At 56.7% G+C, this 14,806-nt stretch carries 23 protein-coding genes; 1 reads left to right on the forward strand and 22 read right to left on the reverse strand.

Annotated elements, in window-relative coordinates:
- Window positions 1–40 precede the first annotated feature (40 nt).
- Window positions 41–2,875, forward strand: coding sequence for an excinuclease ABC subunit UvrA (gene uvrA, locus KI242_RS28145; RefSeq protein ID WP_019094235.1), 2,835 nt, complete (start codon window positions 41–43; stop codon window positions 2,873–2,875).
- A 118-nt stretch (window positions 2,876–2,993) separates the two neighbouring features.
- Here the strand turns inward: uvrA and bfr are convergent, their stop codons facing one another.
- The 22 genes from bfr to rplP all read right to left on the reverse strand — a co-directional run bounded on the left by bfr (window position 2,994) and on the right by rplP (window position 14,806).
- Window positions 2,994–3,458, reverse strand: coding sequence for a bacterioferritin (bfr, locus tag KI242_RS28150; RefSeq protein WP_011063770.1), 465 nt, complete (start codon window positions 3,456–3,458; stop codon window positions 2,994–2,996).
- Window positions 3,459–3,613: 155 nt separating this feature from the next.
- Complete coding sequence (locus KI242_RS28155; protein WP_212805731.1) at window positions 3,614–5,062, reverse strand: catalase; 1,449 nt, start codon at window positions 5,060–5,062, stop codon at window positions 3,614–3,616.
- Between the two features lie 176 nt (window positions 5,063–5,238).
- Window positions 5,239–5,625: a 50S ribosomal protein L17 gene (gene rplQ / locus KI242_RS28160; protein ID WP_007924175.1), complete on the reverse strand. Its 387-nt coding sequence runs from the start codon at window positions 5,623–5,625 to the stop codon at window positions 5,239–5,241.
- Between the two features lie 42 nt (window positions 5,626–5,667).
- The gene (rpoA, locus tag KI242_RS28165; protein ID WP_007970428.1) at window positions 5,668–6,669 is read right to left on the reverse strand and encodes a DNA-directed RNA polymerase subunit alpha; all 1,002 of its coding nucleotides are present in this window, start codon (window positions 6,667–6,669) and stop codon (window positions 5,668–5,670) included.
- 22 nt (window positions 6,670–6,691) lie between these two features.
- Entirely contained in the window at window positions 6,692–7,312 is a 621-nt protein-coding gene (gene rpsD, locus KI242_RS28170) for a 30S ribosomal protein S4 (protein ID WP_011063772.1), read from the reverse strand.
- An 18-nt stretch (window positions 7,313–7,330) separates the two neighbouring features.
- Window positions 7,331–7,720 (reverse strand): 30S ribosomal protein S11, encoded by a 390-nt coding sequence (gene rpsK / locus KI242_RS28175; RefSeq protein ID WP_007924177.1) that lies wholly within the window; start codon window positions 7,718–7,720, stop codon window positions 7,331–7,333.
- Window positions 7,721–7,750: 30 nt separating this feature from the next.
- A complete protein-coding gene (gene rpsM / locus KI242_RS28180) occupies window positions 7,751–8,107 on the reverse strand; it encodes a 30S ribosomal protein S13 (RefSeq protein ID WP_003186020.1) in 357 nt (118 codons plus the stop codon).
- Window positions 8,108–8,237: 130 nt separating this feature from the next.
- The gene (rpmJ, locus tag KI242_RS28185; RefSeq protein WP_002555468.1) at window positions 8,238–8,354 is read right to left on the reverse strand and encodes a 50S ribosomal protein L36; all 117 of its coding nucleotides are present in this window, start codon (window positions 8,352–8,354) and stop codon (window positions 8,238–8,240) included.
- A gap of 24 nt (window positions 8,355–8,378) precedes the next feature.
- A complete protein-coding gene (secY, locus tag KI242_RS28190; protein ID WP_003210064.1) occupies window positions 8,379–9,707 on the reverse strand; it encodes a preprotein translocase subunit SecY in 1,329 nt (442 codons plus the stop codon).
- Window positions 9,708–10,142 carry a 50S ribosomal protein L15 gene (rplO, locus tag KI242_RS28195; protein ID WP_007924183.1) on the reverse strand — a complete coding sequence of 145 codons (435 nt, stop codon included), beginning with the start codon at window positions 10,140–10,142 and terminating at the stop codon, window positions 9,708–9,710.
- A 3-nt stretch (window positions 10,143–10,145) separates the two neighbouring features.
- The gene (gene rpmD, locus KI242_RS28200) at window positions 10,146–10,322 is read right to left on the reverse strand and encodes a 50S ribosomal protein L30 (protein ID WP_003176408.1); all 177 of its coding nucleotides are present in this window, start codon (window positions 10,320–10,322) and stop codon (window positions 10,146–10,148) included.
- Window positions 10,323–10,324: 2 nt separating this feature from the next.
- On the reverse strand, window positions 10,325–10,825 hold the full coding sequence (rpsE, locus tag KI242_RS28205; protein ID WP_007924184.1) for a 30S ribosomal protein S5: 501 nt from the start codon (window positions 10,823–10,825) through the stop codon (window positions 10,325–10,327).
- 3 nt (window positions 10,826–10,828) lie between these two features.
- Window positions 10,829–11,179, reverse strand: a complete 351-nt coding sequence (gene rplR, locus KI242_RS28210; RefSeq protein WP_003186037.1) for a 50S ribosomal protein L18 — start codon at window positions 11,177–11,179, stop codon at window positions 10,829–10,831.
- A gap of 10 nt (window positions 11,180–11,189) precedes the next feature.
- Complete coding sequence (rplF, locus tag KI242_RS28215; RefSeq protein ID WP_007924185.1) at window positions 11,190–11,723, reverse strand: 50S ribosomal protein L6; 534 nt, start codon at window positions 11,721–11,723, stop codon at window positions 11,190–11,192.
- A 12-nt stretch (window positions 11,724–11,735) separates the two neighbouring features.
- A complete protein-coding gene (gene rpsH, locus KI242_RS28220; RefSeq protein ID WP_011063773.1) occupies window positions 11,736–12,128 on the reverse strand; it encodes a 30S ribosomal protein S8 in 393 nt (130 codons plus the stop codon).
- A gap of 207 nt (window positions 12,129–12,335) precedes the next feature.
- Complete coding sequence (gene rpsN, locus KI242_RS28225; RefSeq protein ID WP_003228726.1) at window positions 12,336–12,641, reverse strand: 30S ribosomal protein S14; 306 nt, start codon at window positions 12,639–12,641, stop codon at window positions 12,336–12,338.
- A gap of 13 nt (window positions 12,642–12,654) precedes the next feature.
- Window positions 12,655–13,194, reverse strand: coding sequence for a 50S ribosomal protein L5 (rplE, locus tag KI242_RS28230; protein ID WP_003210069.1), 540 nt, complete (start codon window positions 13,192–13,194; stop codon window positions 12,655–12,657).
- A 20-nt stretch (window positions 13,195–13,214) separates the two neighbouring features.
- On the reverse strand, window positions 13,215–13,529 hold the full coding sequence (rplX, locus tag KI242_RS28235) for a 50S ribosomal protein L24 (RefSeq protein ID WP_010443924.1): 315 nt from the start codon (window positions 13,527–13,529) through the stop codon (window positions 13,215–13,217).
- Window positions 13,530–13,540: 11 nt separating this feature from the next.
- Window positions 13,541–13,909 carry a 50S ribosomal protein L14 gene (gene rplN / locus KI242_RS28240; RefSeq protein WP_011063774.1) on the reverse strand — a complete coding sequence of 123 codons (369 nt, stop codon included), beginning with the start codon at window positions 13,907–13,909 and terminating at the stop codon, window positions 13,541–13,543.
- Window positions 13,910–13,932: 23 nt separating this feature from the next.
- Complete coding sequence (rpsQ, locus tag KI242_RS28245) at window positions 13,933–14,199, reverse strand: 30S ribosomal protein S17 (RefSeq protein ID WP_003194644.1); 267 nt, start codon at window positions 14,197–14,199, stop codon at window positions 13,933–13,935.
- Window positions 14,200–14,201: 2 nt separating this feature from the next.
- Window positions 14,202–14,393: a 50S ribosomal protein L29 gene (gene rpmC / locus KI242_RS28250; RefSeq protein ID WP_002555481.1), complete on the reverse strand. Its 192-nt coding sequence runs from the start codon at window positions 14,391–14,393 to the stop codon at window positions 14,202–14,204.
- The gene (rplP, locus tag KI242_RS28255) at window positions 14,393–14,806 is read right to left on the reverse strand and encodes a 50S ribosomal protein L16 (RefSeq protein WP_003228729.1); all 414 of its coding nucleotides are present in this window, start codon (window positions 14,804–14,806) and stop codon (window positions 14,393–14,395) included. Before rplP ends, rpmC begins: the two co-directional genes overlap by 1 nt.

Consider the following 14,806-nt stretch of genomic DNA (forward strand, 5'->3'; position numbering starts at 1 on the left):
TTTATACTCCTGCCTTTACGCCCGCCGATCGAGGCCACTTTTGGACAAGATTCTGATTCGTGGGGCCCGCACCCACAACCTGAAGAACATCGACCTGACCCTGCCGCGGGACAAGTTGATCGTCATCACCGGGCTGTCTGGGTCCGGCAAGTCGTCCCTGGCTTTCGACACGCTGTATGCCGAAGGCCAGCGCCGCTATGTCGAGTCGCTCTCGGCCTATGCCCGACAGTTCCTGTCGATGATGGAAAAGCCCGATGTCGACACCATCGAAGGCCTCTCGCCGGCGATTTCCATCGAACAGAAATCCACCTCCCACAACCCGCGCTCCACCGTCGGCACCATCACCGAGATCTACGACTACCTGCGCCTGCTCTATGCCCGCGTCGGTACTCCACGCTGCCCGGACCACGACATCCCGCTGGAAGCCCAGACCGTCAGCCAGATGGTCGACCTGGTGCTGGCCCAGCCCGAAGGCAGCAAGCTGATGCTGCTGGCCCCGGTGATCCGCGAGCGCAAGGGCGAACATCTGTCGGTCTTCGAAGAGTTGCGAGCCCAGGGCTTCGTTCGCGCCCGGGTCAACGGCAAGCTGTTCGAGCTGGACGAGCTGCCGAAGCTGGATAAACAGAAGAAGCACTCCATCGATGTGGTGGTCGACCGCTTCAAGGTCCGCGCCGACCTGCAGCAGCGCCTGGCCGAATCCTTTGAAACCGCCTTGAAACTGGCGGACGGGATTGCCCTGGTGGCGCCGATGGACGACGAGCCGGGAGAGGAGATGATCTTCTCCGCGCGCTTCGCCTGCCCGATCTGCGGCCACGCCATCAGCGAACTGGAACCCAAGCTGTTCTCCTTCAACAACCCGGCCGGTGCCTGCCCGACCTGCGACGGGCTGGGGGTCAAGCAGTTCTTCGACATCAAGCGCCTGGTCAATGGCGAGCTGACCCTGGCCGAAGGGGCGATACGCGGCTGGGACCGGCGCAACGTCTATTACTTCCAGATGCTCGGTTCGCTGGCCTCTCATTACGGCTTCAGCCTGGAAGTACCGTTCAACCAACTGCCGGCGGATCAGCAGAAGGTCATCCTGCACGGCAGCGGCACCCAGAACGTCGACTTCAAATACCTCAACGACCGGGGCGACATCGTCAAGCGCTCCCACCCGTTCGAAGGGATAGTGCCGAATCTGGAGCGCCGCTACCGGGAAACCGAGTCGGCCACCGTGCGTGAAGAGCTGGCCAAGTTCCTCAGCACCCAGCCCTGCCCGGATTGCCGTGGCACCCGCCTGCGTCGCGAAGCGCGGCACGTCTGGGTGGGCGAGAAAACCCTGCCGGCAGTCACCAGCCTGCCCATCGGCGACGCCACCGATTATTTCGGCACCCTGAAACTCACCGGGCGCCGTGGCGAAATCGCCGACAAGATCCTCAAGGAAATCCGCGAGCGCCTGCAGTTCCTGGTCAACGTCGGGCTCGACTACCTGACCCTGGACCGCAGCGCGGACACCCTGTCCGGCGGCGAAGCCCAGCGTATCCGCCTGGCCAGCCAGATCGGCGCCGGCCTGGTGGGGGTGATGTACATCCTCGACGAGCCGTCCATCGGCCTGCATCAGCGGGACAACGATCGCCTGCTGGGAACCCTGAAACACCTGCGCGACATCGGCAACACGGTGATCGTGGTTGAACACGATGAAGACGCCATTCGCCTGGCCGACTATGTCGTCGATATCGGCCCGGGGGCCGGTGTGCACGGCGGGCGAATCGTTGCCGAAGGCACCGCCGCAGAGGTCATGGCCCATCCGGACTCCCTGACCGGCAAATACCTCTCGGGCCGGGTGAAGATCGTGGTGCCGGCCAAGCGCACGCCGCGCAACAAGAAGCTCTCCCTGACCCTCAAGGGCGCTCGCGGCAACAACCTGCGCAATGTCGACCTGGAGATCCCCATTGGCCTGCTGACCTGCGTCACTGGGGTATCGGGCTCGGGCAAGTCGACCCTGATCAACAACACCCTGTTCCCCTTGAGCGCCACCGCACTGAATGGCGCCACCACCCTGGAAGCCGCGCCACACGACAGCATCAACGGCCTGCAGCACCTGGACAAGGTAGTGGATATCGACCAGAGCCCGATCGGCCGGACTCCGCGCTCCAACCCGGCGACCTACACCGGGCTGTTCACCCCGATCCGCGAGCTGTTCGCCGGGGTACCCGAGTCGCGCTCCCGGGGCTACGGGCCCGGTCGCTTCTCCTTCAACGTCAAGGGTGGGCGCTGCGAGGCTTGCCAGGGTGATGGCCTGATCAAGGTGGAAATGCACTTCCTGCCGGACATCTACGTGCCCTGCGACGTGTGCAAGAGCAAGCGCTACAACCGCGAAACCCTGGAAATCAAGTACAAGGGCAAGAGCATCCACGAGGTGCTGGAAATGACCATCGAGGAAGCCAGGGAGTTCTTCGACCCGGTGCCTGCCCTGGCGCGCAAGCTGCAGACCCTGATGGATGTAGGCCTGTCCTACATCAAGTTGGGGCAGTCGGCGACGACCCTGTCCGGTGGCGAAGCGCAGCGGGTCAAGTTGTCTCGCGAGCTGTCCAAGCGCGACACCGGCAAGACTCTGTATATCCTTGATGAGCCGACCACGGGCCTGCACTTTGCGGATATCCAGCAGTTGCTGGACGTACTGCACCGCCTGCGCGATCACGGCAACACCGTGGTGGTGATCGAACACAACCTGGATGTGATCAAGACCGCCGACTGGCTGGTGGACCTGGGGCCGGAAGGCGGTTCCAAGGGCGGCCAGATCATTGCCGTGGGCACCCCTGAGCAGGTTGCGGAGATGCCGCAGTCCCATACCGGGCACTACCTCAAGCCGTTGCTGACCCGCGACCGAGCCTGAGGCCCATGAAAAAGCCCCTGGCACTTGACGGTGCCAGGGGCTTTTTTGTCTCTAGGGGTTGCTGCGCTTCCCGCAGAAGCGAGCTTTGCTCGCGAACAGGCAGCAAAACCTAAGGCAATCAGAACTGCGATTGCAGGTAATTCTCCAGGCCGATGGACTTGATCAGGCCCAACTGCTTCTCCAGCCAGTAGGTGTGATCTTCCTCGGTATCCGCCAGCTGGATGCGCAAGATGTCGCGGCTGACATAGTCCTTATGCAACTCGCACAGCTCGATGCCTTTGCACAACGCGGCGCGCACCTTGTATTCCAGGCGCAGGTCGCTGGCCAGCATCTCCGGCACCGTGGTTCCGGTGTCGAGATCGTCAGGGCGCATGCGCGGAGTGCCTTCGAGCATCAGGATGCGGCGCATCAGGGCGTCGGCGTGTTGCGCCTCTTCTTCCATTTCATGGTTGATACGCTCATAGAGCTTGGTAAAGCCCCAGTCTTCGTACATCCGCGAGTGGATGAAATATTGGTCGCGTGCTGCCAGTTCGCCCGTCAGCAACGTGTTGAGGTAATCGATTACGTCCGGGTGACCTTGCATCGCCCTACATCTCCCTGCTTGAAAGTGGATAGTTTGAACCAAGCTGACTTGCAGGTCACTTAGAAATAGCTGAAAAAGTGAAGAATATCTGAGAAAACCAGTAGAAATAACGCAAAAACCGCCCAAATGAGGGCGGTTCTGCTTCTTATTTAGACTTACTTGAGCGATACGCCCAAAGCTTTGGCGATGCCTTCGCCGTAAGCCGGGTCGGCCTTGTAGAAATGCTGCAACTGCCGATCAACCACATCAGCCGTCACTCCAGCCATGGCGCCCGCGATGTTATTGATCAGCAATGCCTTCTGCTCATCGTTCATCAGGCGGAACAACGCACCAGCGTGGCTGTAGTAGTCGGTGTCTTCACGATGATCGTAGCGGTCCGCAGCACCGCTGAGTGCCAGGGCCGGCTCGGCATAACGTGGAGCCTGCTTCGGCGCATCGCCATAGCTGTTGGGCTCGTAGTTAGGCGCCGCACCACCATTGGTACCGAAAGCCATGGAGCCGTCGCGCTGGTAGCTGTTCACCGGGCTCAATGGAGCGTTCACCGGCAACTGTTGGTGGTTGGTACCCACACGGTAGCGATGCGCGTCGGCGTATGCGAATACCCGGCCTTGCAGCATGCGGTCCGGCGAAAGACCTACCCCAGGTACCATGTTGCTAGGGCCGAATGCAGCCTGCTCGACCTCTGCAAAGTAATTCAACGGGTTGCGATTCAGTTCCAGCTCACCCACTTCGATCAACGGGAACTCTTTCTGCGACCAGGTCTTGGTCACATCGAAGGGGTTCTCGTAATGCGCGGCGGCTTGAGCTTCGGTCATGACCTGGATGCACACGCTCCATTTCGGAAACTCACCGCGCTCGATCGCATTGAACAGGTCGCGCTGGGCATAATCAGGATCGGTACCGGCCAGGCGCGCTGCGTCAGCCGGCGCCAGGTTCTTGATGCCCTGCTTGGTCTTGTAGTGCCACTTGACCCAGTGCCGCTCACCCTTGGCGTTGATCAGGCTGTAGGTGTGGCTGCCAAAGCCATGCATGTGGCGGTAGCCGTCCGGAATACCCCGATCGGAAAACAGAATGGTTACCTGGTGCAGCGCCTCAGGCGAATGGGACCAGAAATCCCACATCATCTGGGCACTTTTCAGATTGCTCTGGGGCAAGCGCTTCTGGGTGTGAATAAAGTCGGGAAACTTCAGCGGGTCGCGAATGAAGAACACCGGGGTGTTGTTGCCTACGATGTCCCAGTTGCCTTCTTCGGTGTAGAACTTGAGGGCAAAGCCGCGTGGGTCCCGCTCGGTGTCTGCCGAACCACGCTCGCCGCCCACCGTGGAAAAACGCAGGAAGGTCGGAGTCTTCTTGCCTACCGCCTCAAACAACTTGGCGCTGGTGTACTCGATGATATCACGAGAAACGGTGAAAGTGCCATAGGCGCCTGAACCCTTGGCGTGCACGCGACGCTCGGGAATATTCTCGCGGTTGAAATGGGCGAGCTTTTCGATCAGGTGAAAATCGTCGAGAAGCAGAGGGCCCCGGGGGCCGGCGGAACGAGAGTTCTGGTTATCAGCGACAGGAGCGCCACTTGCGGTAGTAAGAGTTTTGGTCTGGCTCATGCTCAATCTTCCTCTGTCAGTCTGTGAAACTGCCGGCTAATCGGCTGACAAAGAGTATTGACCACCAGTGTTACAACATCCAATGCATTACACATTAGCTAACGATAGAAATATCCAATATAGGCAGACACAAAAAACCGGGCGCTAGGCCCGGTTCCTTGTTTCAGACTGACGTCTTACTCAGCGGATACAGCTTCACCGCCGACAGCACGATCAACCAGTTCAACGTACGCCATAGGAGCGTTGTCGCCAGCGCGGAAACCGCACTTGAGGATGCGCAGGTAGCCACCCTCACGGGTAGCGTAGCGCTTGCCCAGGTCGTTGAAGAGCTTACCAACGATAGCTTTCGAACGAGTACGGTCGAAAGCCAGACGGCGGTTAGCCAGGCTGTCTGTCTTGGCCAAAGTGATCAGCGGCTCGGCAACGCGGCGCAGTTCTTTAGCTTTCGGCAGTGTAGTTTTGATCAGCTCGTGCTCGAACAGCGACACCGCCATGTTCTGGAACATGGCCTTGCGGTGCGAGCTGGTGCGGCTCAGGTGACGCCCACTTTTACGATGACGCATGGTTCATTCCTTACCAAACACAACGTTCGGTGATTACGACGATCAGGCAGTCGCCTTGTCGTCCTTCTTAAGACTTGCAGGCGGCCAGTTGTCGAGGCGCATGCCGAGGGACAGACCGCGGGAGGCCAGAACGTCCTTGATTTCAGTCAAGGATTTCTTGCCCAGGTTCGGAGTCTTCAACAGTTCTACTTCGGTACGCTGAATCAGGTCGCCGATGTAGTAAATGTTTTCCGCCTTAAGGCAGTTAGCCGAACGTACAGTCAGTTCCAGATCGTCAACCGGGCGAAGCAGGATCGGATCGATCTCGTCTTCCTGCTCGACTACCACTGGCTCACTGTCACCCTTGAGGTCGACGAACGCAGCCAACTGCTGTTGCAGGATGGTTGCAGCACGACGGATAGCCTCTTCAGGATCCAGAGTACCGTTGGTTTCCAGATCAATAACCAGCTTGTCCAGGTTAGTACGCTGCTCGACACGGGCGTTTTCCACCACGTATGCGATACGGCGAACCGGGCTGAACGAAGAGTCGAGCTGCAAGCGACCAATGCTGCGGCTTTCGTCTTCATCGCTCTGACGCGAGTCGGCCGGTTCATAACCACGACCACGAGCTACTACGAGCTTCATGTTCAGGGCGCCGTTAGACGCCAGGTTAGCGATTACGTGATCGGGATTAACGATCTCGACATCATGATCCAGCTGAATATCGGCAGCGGTAACCACCCCCGAACCCTTCTTCGACAAGGTCAGCGTAACTTCGTCACGGCCGTGCAGCTTGATAGCCAGACCTTTAAGGTTCAACAGGATTTCAATTACGTCTTCCTGTACACCTTCGATGGCGCTGTACTCGTGGAGCACACCGTCAATCTCGGCCTCGACTACTGCACAGCCGGGCATTGAGGACAACAGGATGCGGCGCAGCGCGTTGCCCAGGGTGTGGCCAAAACCACGCTCGAGAGGCTCGAGGGTGATCTTGGCGCGGGTTGGACTGACAACCTGCACATCAATGTGGCGGGGTGTCAGGAACTCATTTACCGAAATCTGCATGGATGCACCTATTTTCTAGCCCTTACTTGGAGTAGAGCTCGACAATCAGGCTTTCGTTGATGTCGGCGGACAGATCACTGCGAGCTGGAACGTTCTTGAAAACGCCCGACTTCTTCTCAGTGTCTACTTCTACCCATTCTACGCGGCCACGTTGAGCACACAGATCGAGAGCTTGGACAATGCGAAGTTGATTTTTTGCTTTCTCGCGAACAGCGACCACGTCACCAGCACGAACCTGGTAGGACGGAACGTTAACGGTCTGACCGTTTACGCTGATCGACTTGTGCGATACCAGCTGACGGGATTCGGCACGAGTAGAACCGAAGCCCATGCGGTACACAACGTTGTCCAGACGGCATTCGAGCAGTTGCAACAGGTTTTCGCCGGTTGCGCCCTTCTTGCCAGCTGCTTGTTTGTAGTAGCCGCTGAATTGACGCTCGAGTACGCCGTAGATACGACGAACTTTTTGCTTTTCACGCAGCTGGGTGCCGTAGTCGGATTGACGACCGCGACGCTGGCCGTGGATGCCAGGAGCTGCTTCGATGTTGCACTTGGATTCGATAGCGCGCACGCCGCTCTTCAGGAAGAGATCGGTGCCTTCGCGACGAGCCAGTTTGCATTTTGGACCAATGTAACGAGCCATTCTTTACAATCTCCTGGATTACACGCGGCGCTTCTTCGGCGGACGGCACCCGTTGTGCGGGATTGGCGTCACGTCGGTGATGCTGGCGATCTTGTAGCCACAGCCGTTCAAAGCGCGGACTGCGGATTCACGACCTGGACCTGGACCCTTGACGTTGACGTCGAGGTTTTTCAGGCCATATTCCAGCGCAGCTTGACCAGCACGCTCAGCAGCTACTTGAGCAGCGAACGGGGTGGACTTGCGAGAACCGCGGAAACCCGAACCACCGGAGGTTGCCCAGGAAAGAGCGTTACCTTGACGGTCGGTGATGGTCACGATGGTGTTGTTGAAAGACGCGTGGATGTGGGCGATGCCATCAACCACTGTCTTTTTAATCTTTTTACGAGGACGAGCAGCAGGTTTTGCCATGACTAAATTCCTGTCGATTCGCTGGTGCGATTACTTGCGGATCGGCTTACGCGGACCTTTGCGAGTACGCGCGTTGGTCTTGGTACGCTGACCGCGCACTGGAAGACCACGACGATGGCGCAGACCGCGGTAGCAGCCCAGATCCATCAAGCGTTTGATTTTCATGTTGATTTCGCGACGCAGGTCACCTTCAGTGGTGAACTTCGCCACTTCGCCACGCAGCTGTTCAATTTGCTCGTCGCTCAGATCCTTGATCTTCGCAGCTGGGTTGACCCCAGTCACCGCGCAGATTTTCTGCGCAGTAGTGCGACCAACACCATAGATGTAGGTCAGCGAGATAACAGTATGCTTGTTATCTGGAATGTTAACGCCTGCAATACGGGCCATTCAGTGGGACTCCAATTGACAGCTACCTACGCCCCGGAAGCCAAGAAATAGGGCGCGAGATAATATCGCTGTAATAACAAATAATCAACCCGGCAGCGCACTAGCTGCCGGGCTTGAAGCACAATCACACTCAGCCTTGGCGCTGTTTGTGACGCGGTTCCGCGCTGCAAATTACTCGAACAACACCTTCGCGGCGAATAATCTTGCAGTTACGGCACAGCTTTTTCACCGATGCACGAACTTTCATCACCAACTCCTCGAACCTTATGGATTAGCGCAGCATGCCGCTGCCGTAACCCTTCAGGTTGGCTTTCTTCATCAGGGATTCGTACTGGTGGGAAACGAGGTGCGATTGTACTTGCGACATAAAGTCCATAACAACCACGACCACGATCAGCAACGAGGTCCCGCCAAGGTAGAACGGAACGTTTGCAGCAACCACCAGGAACTGGGGCAACAGGCAGACGGCCGTCATATATAGAGCACCGAACATGGTCAAACGAGTCAGAACGCCATCAATGTAGCGCGCCGACTGCTCACCTGGACGGATGCCCGGAATAAAGGCACCGGACTTCTTCAGGTTTTCCGCTACGTCTTTCGGATTGAACATCAACGCCGTATAGAAGAAGCAGAAGAAAATAATCCCTGCACTAAACAGCAGAATATTCAACGGCTGACCAGGAGCGATCGACTGCGAGATGTCCTGCAACCAGCCCATACCTTCAGACTGACCGAACCAGGCACCCAACGAAGCCGGAAACAGCAAAATGCTGCTCGCGAAGATAGCAGGAATAACACCGGCCATATTCACTTTCAGCGGCAAGTGGCTGGTCTGCGCAGCAAATACCTTGCGGCCCTGCTGACGCTTGGCGTAATGAACAGCAATACGACGCTGACCACGCTCAATGAACACCACAAAACCGATAATCGCTACTGCCAGCAAACCGATCGCAACCAGGGCAAAAATGTTGATATCACCCTGACGTGCAGACTCGAAAGACTGCCCGATCGCTCTCGGAAGACCGGCGACGATACCTGCGAAAATCAACATCGAGATACCGTTGCCAACACCACGCTCAGTAATCTGCTCACCCAGCCACATCATGAACATCGCACCAGCCACAAAAGTGGATACCGCGACGAAATGGAAGCCAAAGTCACCAGTGAACGCAACACCCTGACCCGCCAAGCCAACGGACATGCCGATAGCTTGAACCAGGGCCAGGATGACAGTGCCGTAGCGGGTGTACTGGCTGATCTTGCGACGGCCAGCTTCACCTTCCTTCTTCAACTGCTCCAACTGCGGGCTGACGGCTGTCATCAACTGCATGATGATCGATGCCGAGATATACGGCATGATCCCCAGTGCAAAGATGCTCATCCGTTCCAGCGCGCCGCCGGAAAACATGTTGAACAAGCTAAGAATGGTCCCCTCATTCTGTCGAAACAGGTCCGCGAGTCGGTCAGGGTTGATACCTGGAACCGGGATGTGTGCGCCTATTCGGTAGACGATAATCGCCAAGAACAGAAAACGCAGACGAGCCCAAAGTTCAGACATACCGCCTTTGCCGAGCGCAGAGAGAGCACCTTGCTTAGCCATTTATTCCTCGAACTTGCCGCCAGCTGCTTCGATAGCCGCACGCGCACCTTTGGTGGCTGCGATACCCTTGATGGTCACAGCGCGAGTAACTTCGCCGGACAGCATGATTTTCACACGCTGAACGTTTTGGTTAATCACGTTGGCATCTTTCAGGGACTGCACGGTGACGATGTCGCCTTCCACTTTAGCCAGCTCGGACAGACGCACTTCTGCGCGATCCATGGCCTTCAGGGAAACGAAACCGAACTTCGGCAGGCGACGATGCAGCGGCTGTTGACCGCCTTCAAAGCCTGGAGCAATGGTGCCACCGGAGCGGGAAGTCTGACCTTTGTGACCACGGCCACCAGTCTTACCCAAACCACTACCGATACCACGGCCCGGACGATGCTTTTCGCGACGGGAACCCGGCGCTGGACTCAGATCATTGAGTTTCATCGATTAACCCTCGACACGCAGCATGTAGTAAGCCTTGTTGATCATCCCGCGATTCTCGGGAGTATCCTGGACTTCTACAGTGTGACCGATGCGACGCAGACCCAGACCCTTAACGCACAGTTTGTGGTTAGGGATACGGCCGGTCATGCTTTTGATCAGCGTTACTTTTACGGTAGCCATGATCAGATGATCTCCTGGACGCTTTTGCCACGCTTGGCGGCAATGGATTCAGGGGACTGCATTGCTTTCAAACCCTTGAAAGTGGCGTGAACCACGTTTACTGGGTTAGTCGAGCCGTAGCACTTGGCCAGAACGTTCTGAACGCCAGCTACCTCGAGGACAGCACGCATAGCGCCGCCAGCGATGATACCGGTACCTTCAGAAGCAGGCTGCATGTACACCTTGGAAGCGCCGTGAGCGGACTTCATTGCGTACTGCAGAGTGGTGCCGTTCAGGTCAACTTGGATCATGTTGCGGCGAGCAGCTTCCATTGCCTTCTGGATCGCAGCAGGCACTTCACGCGACTTGCCACGGCCGAAGCCAACACGGCCCTTACCATCACCAACCACGGTCAACGCGGTGAAAGTGAAGATACGGCCGCCTTTTACGGTTTTGGCTACGCGGTTAACTTGAACCAGCTTCTCGATGTAGCCTTCGTCGCGCTTTTGGTCGTTATTTGACATAACTTAGAACTCCAGCCCAGCTTCACGAGCAGCATCAGCCAGCGCCTTGACGCGGCCGTGGTACTTGAAGCCAGAGCGGTCGAAAGCCACCTGCGAGACGCCAGCGGCTTTCGCACGCGTAGCGACCAGCTGGCCAACCTTAGTGGCCGCGTCGATGTTGCCAGTGGCACCATCACGCAGTTCTTTATCCAAAGTCGAGGCACTTGCCAGGACTTTGTTGCCGTCGGCCGAAATGACCTGGGCGTAGATGTGCTGCGAAGAGCGGAACACGCAGAGACGCACGACTTCGAGTTCGTGCATTTTCAGGCGTGCTTTGCGAGCGCGACGCAGTCGAGTAACTTTTTTGTCGGTCATTTGCTATGCCCTACTTCTTCTTGGCTTCTTTACGACGGACGACTTCGTCCGCGTAGCGCACACCTTTGCCTTTGTAAGGCTCTGGTGGACGGAAGTCGCGGATCTCAGCGGCCACTTGACCTACCAGCTGCTTATCGATGCCCTTGATCAGGATATCGGTCTGGCTAGGAGTCTCAGCGGTGATGCCTTCCGGCAGTTCGTAATCCACTGGATGCGAGAAGCCGAGGGCCAGGTTCAGCACTGTGCCTTTTGCCTGTGCCTTGTAACCAACACCGACCAGCTGGAGCTTGCGCTCGAAGCCTTGGCTTACGCCTTGGACCATGTTGTTTACCAGAGCACGAGTGGTACCGGCCATTGCGCGAGTTTGTTGGTCGCCGTTGCGAGCAGCGAAACGCAGCTCACCAGCTTCCTGAACAATTTCAACGGACGAGTGTACGTTCAGTTCGAGAGTGCCCTTGGCACCCTTCACCGAAAGCTGTTGGCCGGCGAATTTGACTTCGACACCAGCTGGCAGCTTAACGGGGTTCTTAGCGACGCGAGACATGCTTATCCCCCCTTAGAACACAGTGCAAAGAACTTCGCCGCCGACACCGGCAGCGCGCGCAGCACGATCAGTCATCACACCTTTGTTGGTGGAGACGATAGACACGCCAAGACCGCCACGTACTTTCGGCAGTTCTTCAACGGACTTGTACTGACGCAGGCCTGGACGGCTAACGCGCTTCACTTCTTCGATGACCGGACGGCCTTCGAAGTACTTCAGCTCGATGGACAGCAGAGGTTTGATTTCGCTGCTGATCTGATAACCCGCGATGTAACCTTCGTCCTTCAGGACTTTTGCTACAGCCACCTTCAGCGTGGAAGACGGCATGCTTACGACGGACTTTTCAGCCATCTGGGCATTACGGATTCGAGTTAGCATGTCCGCTAACGGGTCCTGCATACTCATGGGCTAGATGCTCCTGATACAAAAAGAATTAGCCTTGCGGCTACAACTGTCGCCGAGAAATTCCGGGCAAAAAACACGGGCTCAGGCGAGCCGGTCATTCTAGACACACCCCAGAAATGAATCAAGCCCCAAAAGGGGCTTGATTCACGTTCAAGGCCACCGGCGATCGGGATCTTGCGAGCCCGAACACCGAGACTTTGATAGCTATTACCAGCTGGCTTTAACCAGACCTGGTACGTCACCACGCATTGCAGCTTCACGCAGCTTGTTACGGCCCAGGCCGAACTTGCGGTAAACGCCGTGCGGACGACCAGTCAGGCGGCAGCGGTTACGCATGCGCGAAGCGCTTGCATCACGTGGCTGCTTCTGCAGAGCTACGGTAGCTTCCCAACGAGCTTCTGGACTTGCGTTCAGATCCACGATGATAGCTTTCAGCGCTGCACGCTTGGTGGCGTACTTGGCAACGGTGAGCTGACGCTTCAGCTCACGGTTCTTCATGCTCTTCTTGGCCATTTTCCTACTCCAATCAGTTGCGGAACGGGAATTTGAAAGCACGCAGCAGAGCGCGGCCTTCGTCATCGTTCTTAGCAGTGGTGGTCAGGGTAATGTCCAGACCGCGGAGAGCATCGATCTTGTCGTAATCGATTTCCGGGAAAATGATCTGCTCTTTAACGCCCATGCTGTAGTTGCCACGACCGTCGAAGGACTTGGCATTCAGGCCGCGGAAGTCGCGAACCCGAGGCAGGGAGATCGACAGCAGACGATCCAGGAACTCGTACATACGCTCACGGCGCAGGGTCACTTTGACGCCGATCGGCCATCCTTCGCGGACTTTGAAGCCAGCGATGGATTTACGAGCGTAGGTCACAACGACTTTCTGGCCGGTGATCTTTTCCAGGTCAGCAACAGCATGCTCGATGACTTTTTTGTCGCCGATTGCTTCGCCCAGACCCATGTTCAGGGTGATTTTGGTAACGCGCGGAACTTCCATCACGTTCGAAAGCTTAAGTTCTTCCTTAAGTTTCGGAGCGATTTCCTTCCGGTAAATCTCTTTTAGTCGTGCCATGGTCTTCTACCTAGCAGTGTTCAAGCATCAACCGCTTTTTGGGTCGACTTGAAGACACGAATTTTTTTGCCGTCTTCTACTTTGAAACCAACGCGGTCAGCCTTGTTGGTTTCGCTGTTGAAAATGGCGACGTTGGAAGCGTGCAGTGGCGCTTCTTTCTCGACGATACCGCCCTGTACGCCCGACATCGGGTTAGGCTTGGTATGACGCTTGACCAGGTTCAGGCCACCGACGACCAGACGGTCGTCAGCCAGAACCTTAAGCACCTTACCGCGCTTACCTTTGTCTTTGCCGGCGATCACGATGATCTCGTCGTCACGACGAATCTTTTGCATGTCGGATCTCCTTACAGCACTTCTGGGGCGAGCGAGACGATCTTCATGAACTTCTCGTTGCGAAGTTCACGGGTCACTGGCCCAAAGATACGGGTGCCGATCGGCTCTTGCTTGTTGTTCAACAGAACAGCAGCGTTGCCATCAAAGCGGATGATGGAGCCGTCTGCACGACGAACACCATGGCGAGTGCGGACTACAACAGCAGTCATCACTTGGCCTTTTTTCACCTTACCGCGAGGAATTGCTTCCTTGACGGTAACTTTGATGATGTCACCGATACCAGCGTAACGACGATGGGAGCCACCCAGCACCTTGATGCACATAACGCGGCGAGCGCCGCTGTTATCGGCCACATCGAGCATGGATTGAGTCTGAATCATATAATTTCTCCGACCCCTAGCCCTTAGACTTCCACAGCGCGTTCGAGAACATCAACCAGGGCCCAAGACTTGGTCTTGGCCATCGGACGAGTTTCACGAATAGTGACTTTGTCGCCGATGTGGCACTGATTGGTTTCGTCGTGCGCGTGCAGCTTAGTCGAACGCTTAACGTATTTACCGTAGATAGGGTGCTTAACGCGACGCTCGATCAGAACGGTGATGGTCTTGTCCATCTTGTCGCTGACAACACGGCCAGTCAGCGTACGGACAGTTTTTTCGGCTTCAGCCATGATTACTTACCTGCCTGCTGGTTGAGCACAGTCTTCACGCGAGCGATGTCACGCTTAACTTGCGAGAGCAGATGAGACTGCCCCAACTGGCCAGTTGCTTTCTGCATACGCAGATTGAACTGGTCGCGCAGCAGGCCGAGCAGTTGCTCGTTCAGCTGCTGTGCGGATTTTTCACGAAGTTCATTCGCTTTCATCACATCACCGTCCGTTTAACAAAGGAGGTGGCGAGCGGCAGCTTTGCAGCAGCCAGGGCGAAAGCCTCACGCGCCAGCTCTTCAGAAACACCCTCGATTTCATACAGGACTTTGCCTGGCTGAATCTGGGCTACCCAGTATTCGACGTTACCCTTACCTTTACCCATCCGAACTTCGAGAGGCTTTTTGGAAATAGGCTTGTCCGGGAATACACGGATCCAGATCTTGCCACCACGTTTTACGTGACGGGTCAGAGCACGACGCGCTGACTCGATCTGACGAGCGGTGAGACGACCACGAGCAACAGACTTCAGCGCGAACTCGCCGAAGCTGACTTTGCTACCGCGCAATGCCAGACCACGGTTGTGGCCGGTCATTTGCTTGCGGAACTTCGTACGCTTTGGTTGCAACAT

It is taken from the genome of Pseudomonas sp. Eqa60 (assembly GCF_018326405.1).
Lineage (GTDB): Bacteria > Pseudomonadota > Gammaproteobacteria > Pseudomonadales > Pseudomonadaceae > Aquipseudomonas > Aquipseudomonas protegens.

Bases quoted from the DNA above. Each gene is read 5' to 3' on its own strand.
- bfr (WP_011063770.1), bottom strand. From the start codon at position 3,458: ATGCAAGGTCACCCGGACGTAATCGATTACCTCAACACGTTGCTGACG.
- KI242_RS28155 (WP_212805731.1), bottom strand. From the start codon at position 5,062: ATGAGCCAGACCAAAACTCTTACTACCGCAAGTGGCGCTCCTGTCGCT.
- rplQ (WP_007924175.1), bottom strand. From the start codon at position 5,625: ATGCGTCATCGTAAAAGTGGGCGTCACCTGAGCCGCACCAGCTCGCAC.
- rpoA (WP_007970428.1), bottom strand. From the start codon at position 6,669: ATGCAGATTTCGGTAAATGAGTTCCTGACACCCCGCCACATTGATGTG.
- rpsD (WP_011063772.1), bottom strand. From the start codon at position 7,312: ATGGCTCGTTACATTGGTCCAAAATGCAAACTGGCTCGTCGCGAAGGC.
- rpsK (WP_007924177.1), bottom strand. From the start codon at position 7,720: ATGGCAAAACCTGCTGCTCGTCCTCGTAAAAAGATTAAAAAGACAGTG.
- rpsM (WP_003186020.1), bottom strand. From the start codon at position 8,107: ATGGCCCGTATTGCAGGCGTTAACATTCCAGATAACAAGCATACTGTT.
- rpmJ (WP_002555468.1), bottom strand. From the start codon at position 8,354: ATGAAAGTTCGTGCATCGGTGAAAAAGCTGTGCCGTAACTGCAAGATT.
- secY (WP_003210064.1), bottom strand. From the start codon at position 9,707: ATGGCTAAGCAAGGTGCTCTCTCTGCGCTCGGCAAAGGCGGTATGTCT.
- rplO (WP_007924183.1), bottom strand. From the start codon at position 10,142: ATGAAACTCAATGATCTGAGTCCAGCGCCGGGTTCCCGTCGCGAAAAG.
- rpmD (WP_003176408.1), bottom strand. From the start codon at position 10,322: ATGGCTACCGTAAAAGTAACGCTGATCAAAAGCATGACCGGCCGTATC.
- rpsE (WP_007924184.1), bottom strand. From the start codon at position 10,825: ATGTCAAATAACGACCAAAAGCGCGACGAAGGCTACATCGAGAAGCTG.
- rplR (WP_003186037.1), bottom strand. From the start codon at position 11,179: ATGACCGACAAAAAAGTTACTCGACTGCGTCGCGCTCGCAAAGCACGC.
- rplF (WP_007924185.1), bottom strand. From the start codon at position 11,723: ATGTCTCGCGTCGCTAAGAACCCCGTTAAGCTGCCAGCTGGTGTCGAA.
- rpsH (WP_011063773.1), bottom strand. From the start codon at position 12,128: ATGAGTATGCAGGACCCGTTAGCGGACATGCTAACTCGAATCCGTAAT.
- rpsN (WP_003228726.1), bottom strand. From the start codon at position 12,641: ATGGCCAAGAAGAGCATGAAGAACCGTGAGCTGAAGCGTCAGCTCACC.
- rplE (WP_003210069.1), bottom strand. From the start codon at position 13,194: ATGGCACGACTAAAAGAGATTTACCGGAAGGAAATCGCTCCGAAACTT.
- rplX (WP_010443924.1), bottom strand. From the start codon at position 13,529: ATGCAAAAGATTCGTCGTGACGACGAGATCATCGTGATCGCCGGCAAA.
- rplN (WP_011063774.1), bottom strand. From the start codon at position 13,909: ATGATTCAGACTCAATCCATGCTCGATGTGGCCGATAACAGCGGCGCT.
- rpsQ (WP_003194644.1), bottom strand. From the start codon at position 14,199: ATGGCTGAAGCCGAAAAAACTGTCCGTACGCTGACTGGCCGTGTTGTC.
- rpmC (WP_002555481.1), bottom strand. From the start codon at position 14,393: ATGAAAGCGAATGAACTTCGTGAAAAATCCGCACAGCAGCTGAACGAG.
- rplP (WP_003228729.1), bottom strand. From the start codon at position 14,806: ATGTTGCAACCAAAGCGTACGAAGTTCCGCAAGCAAATGACCGGCCAC.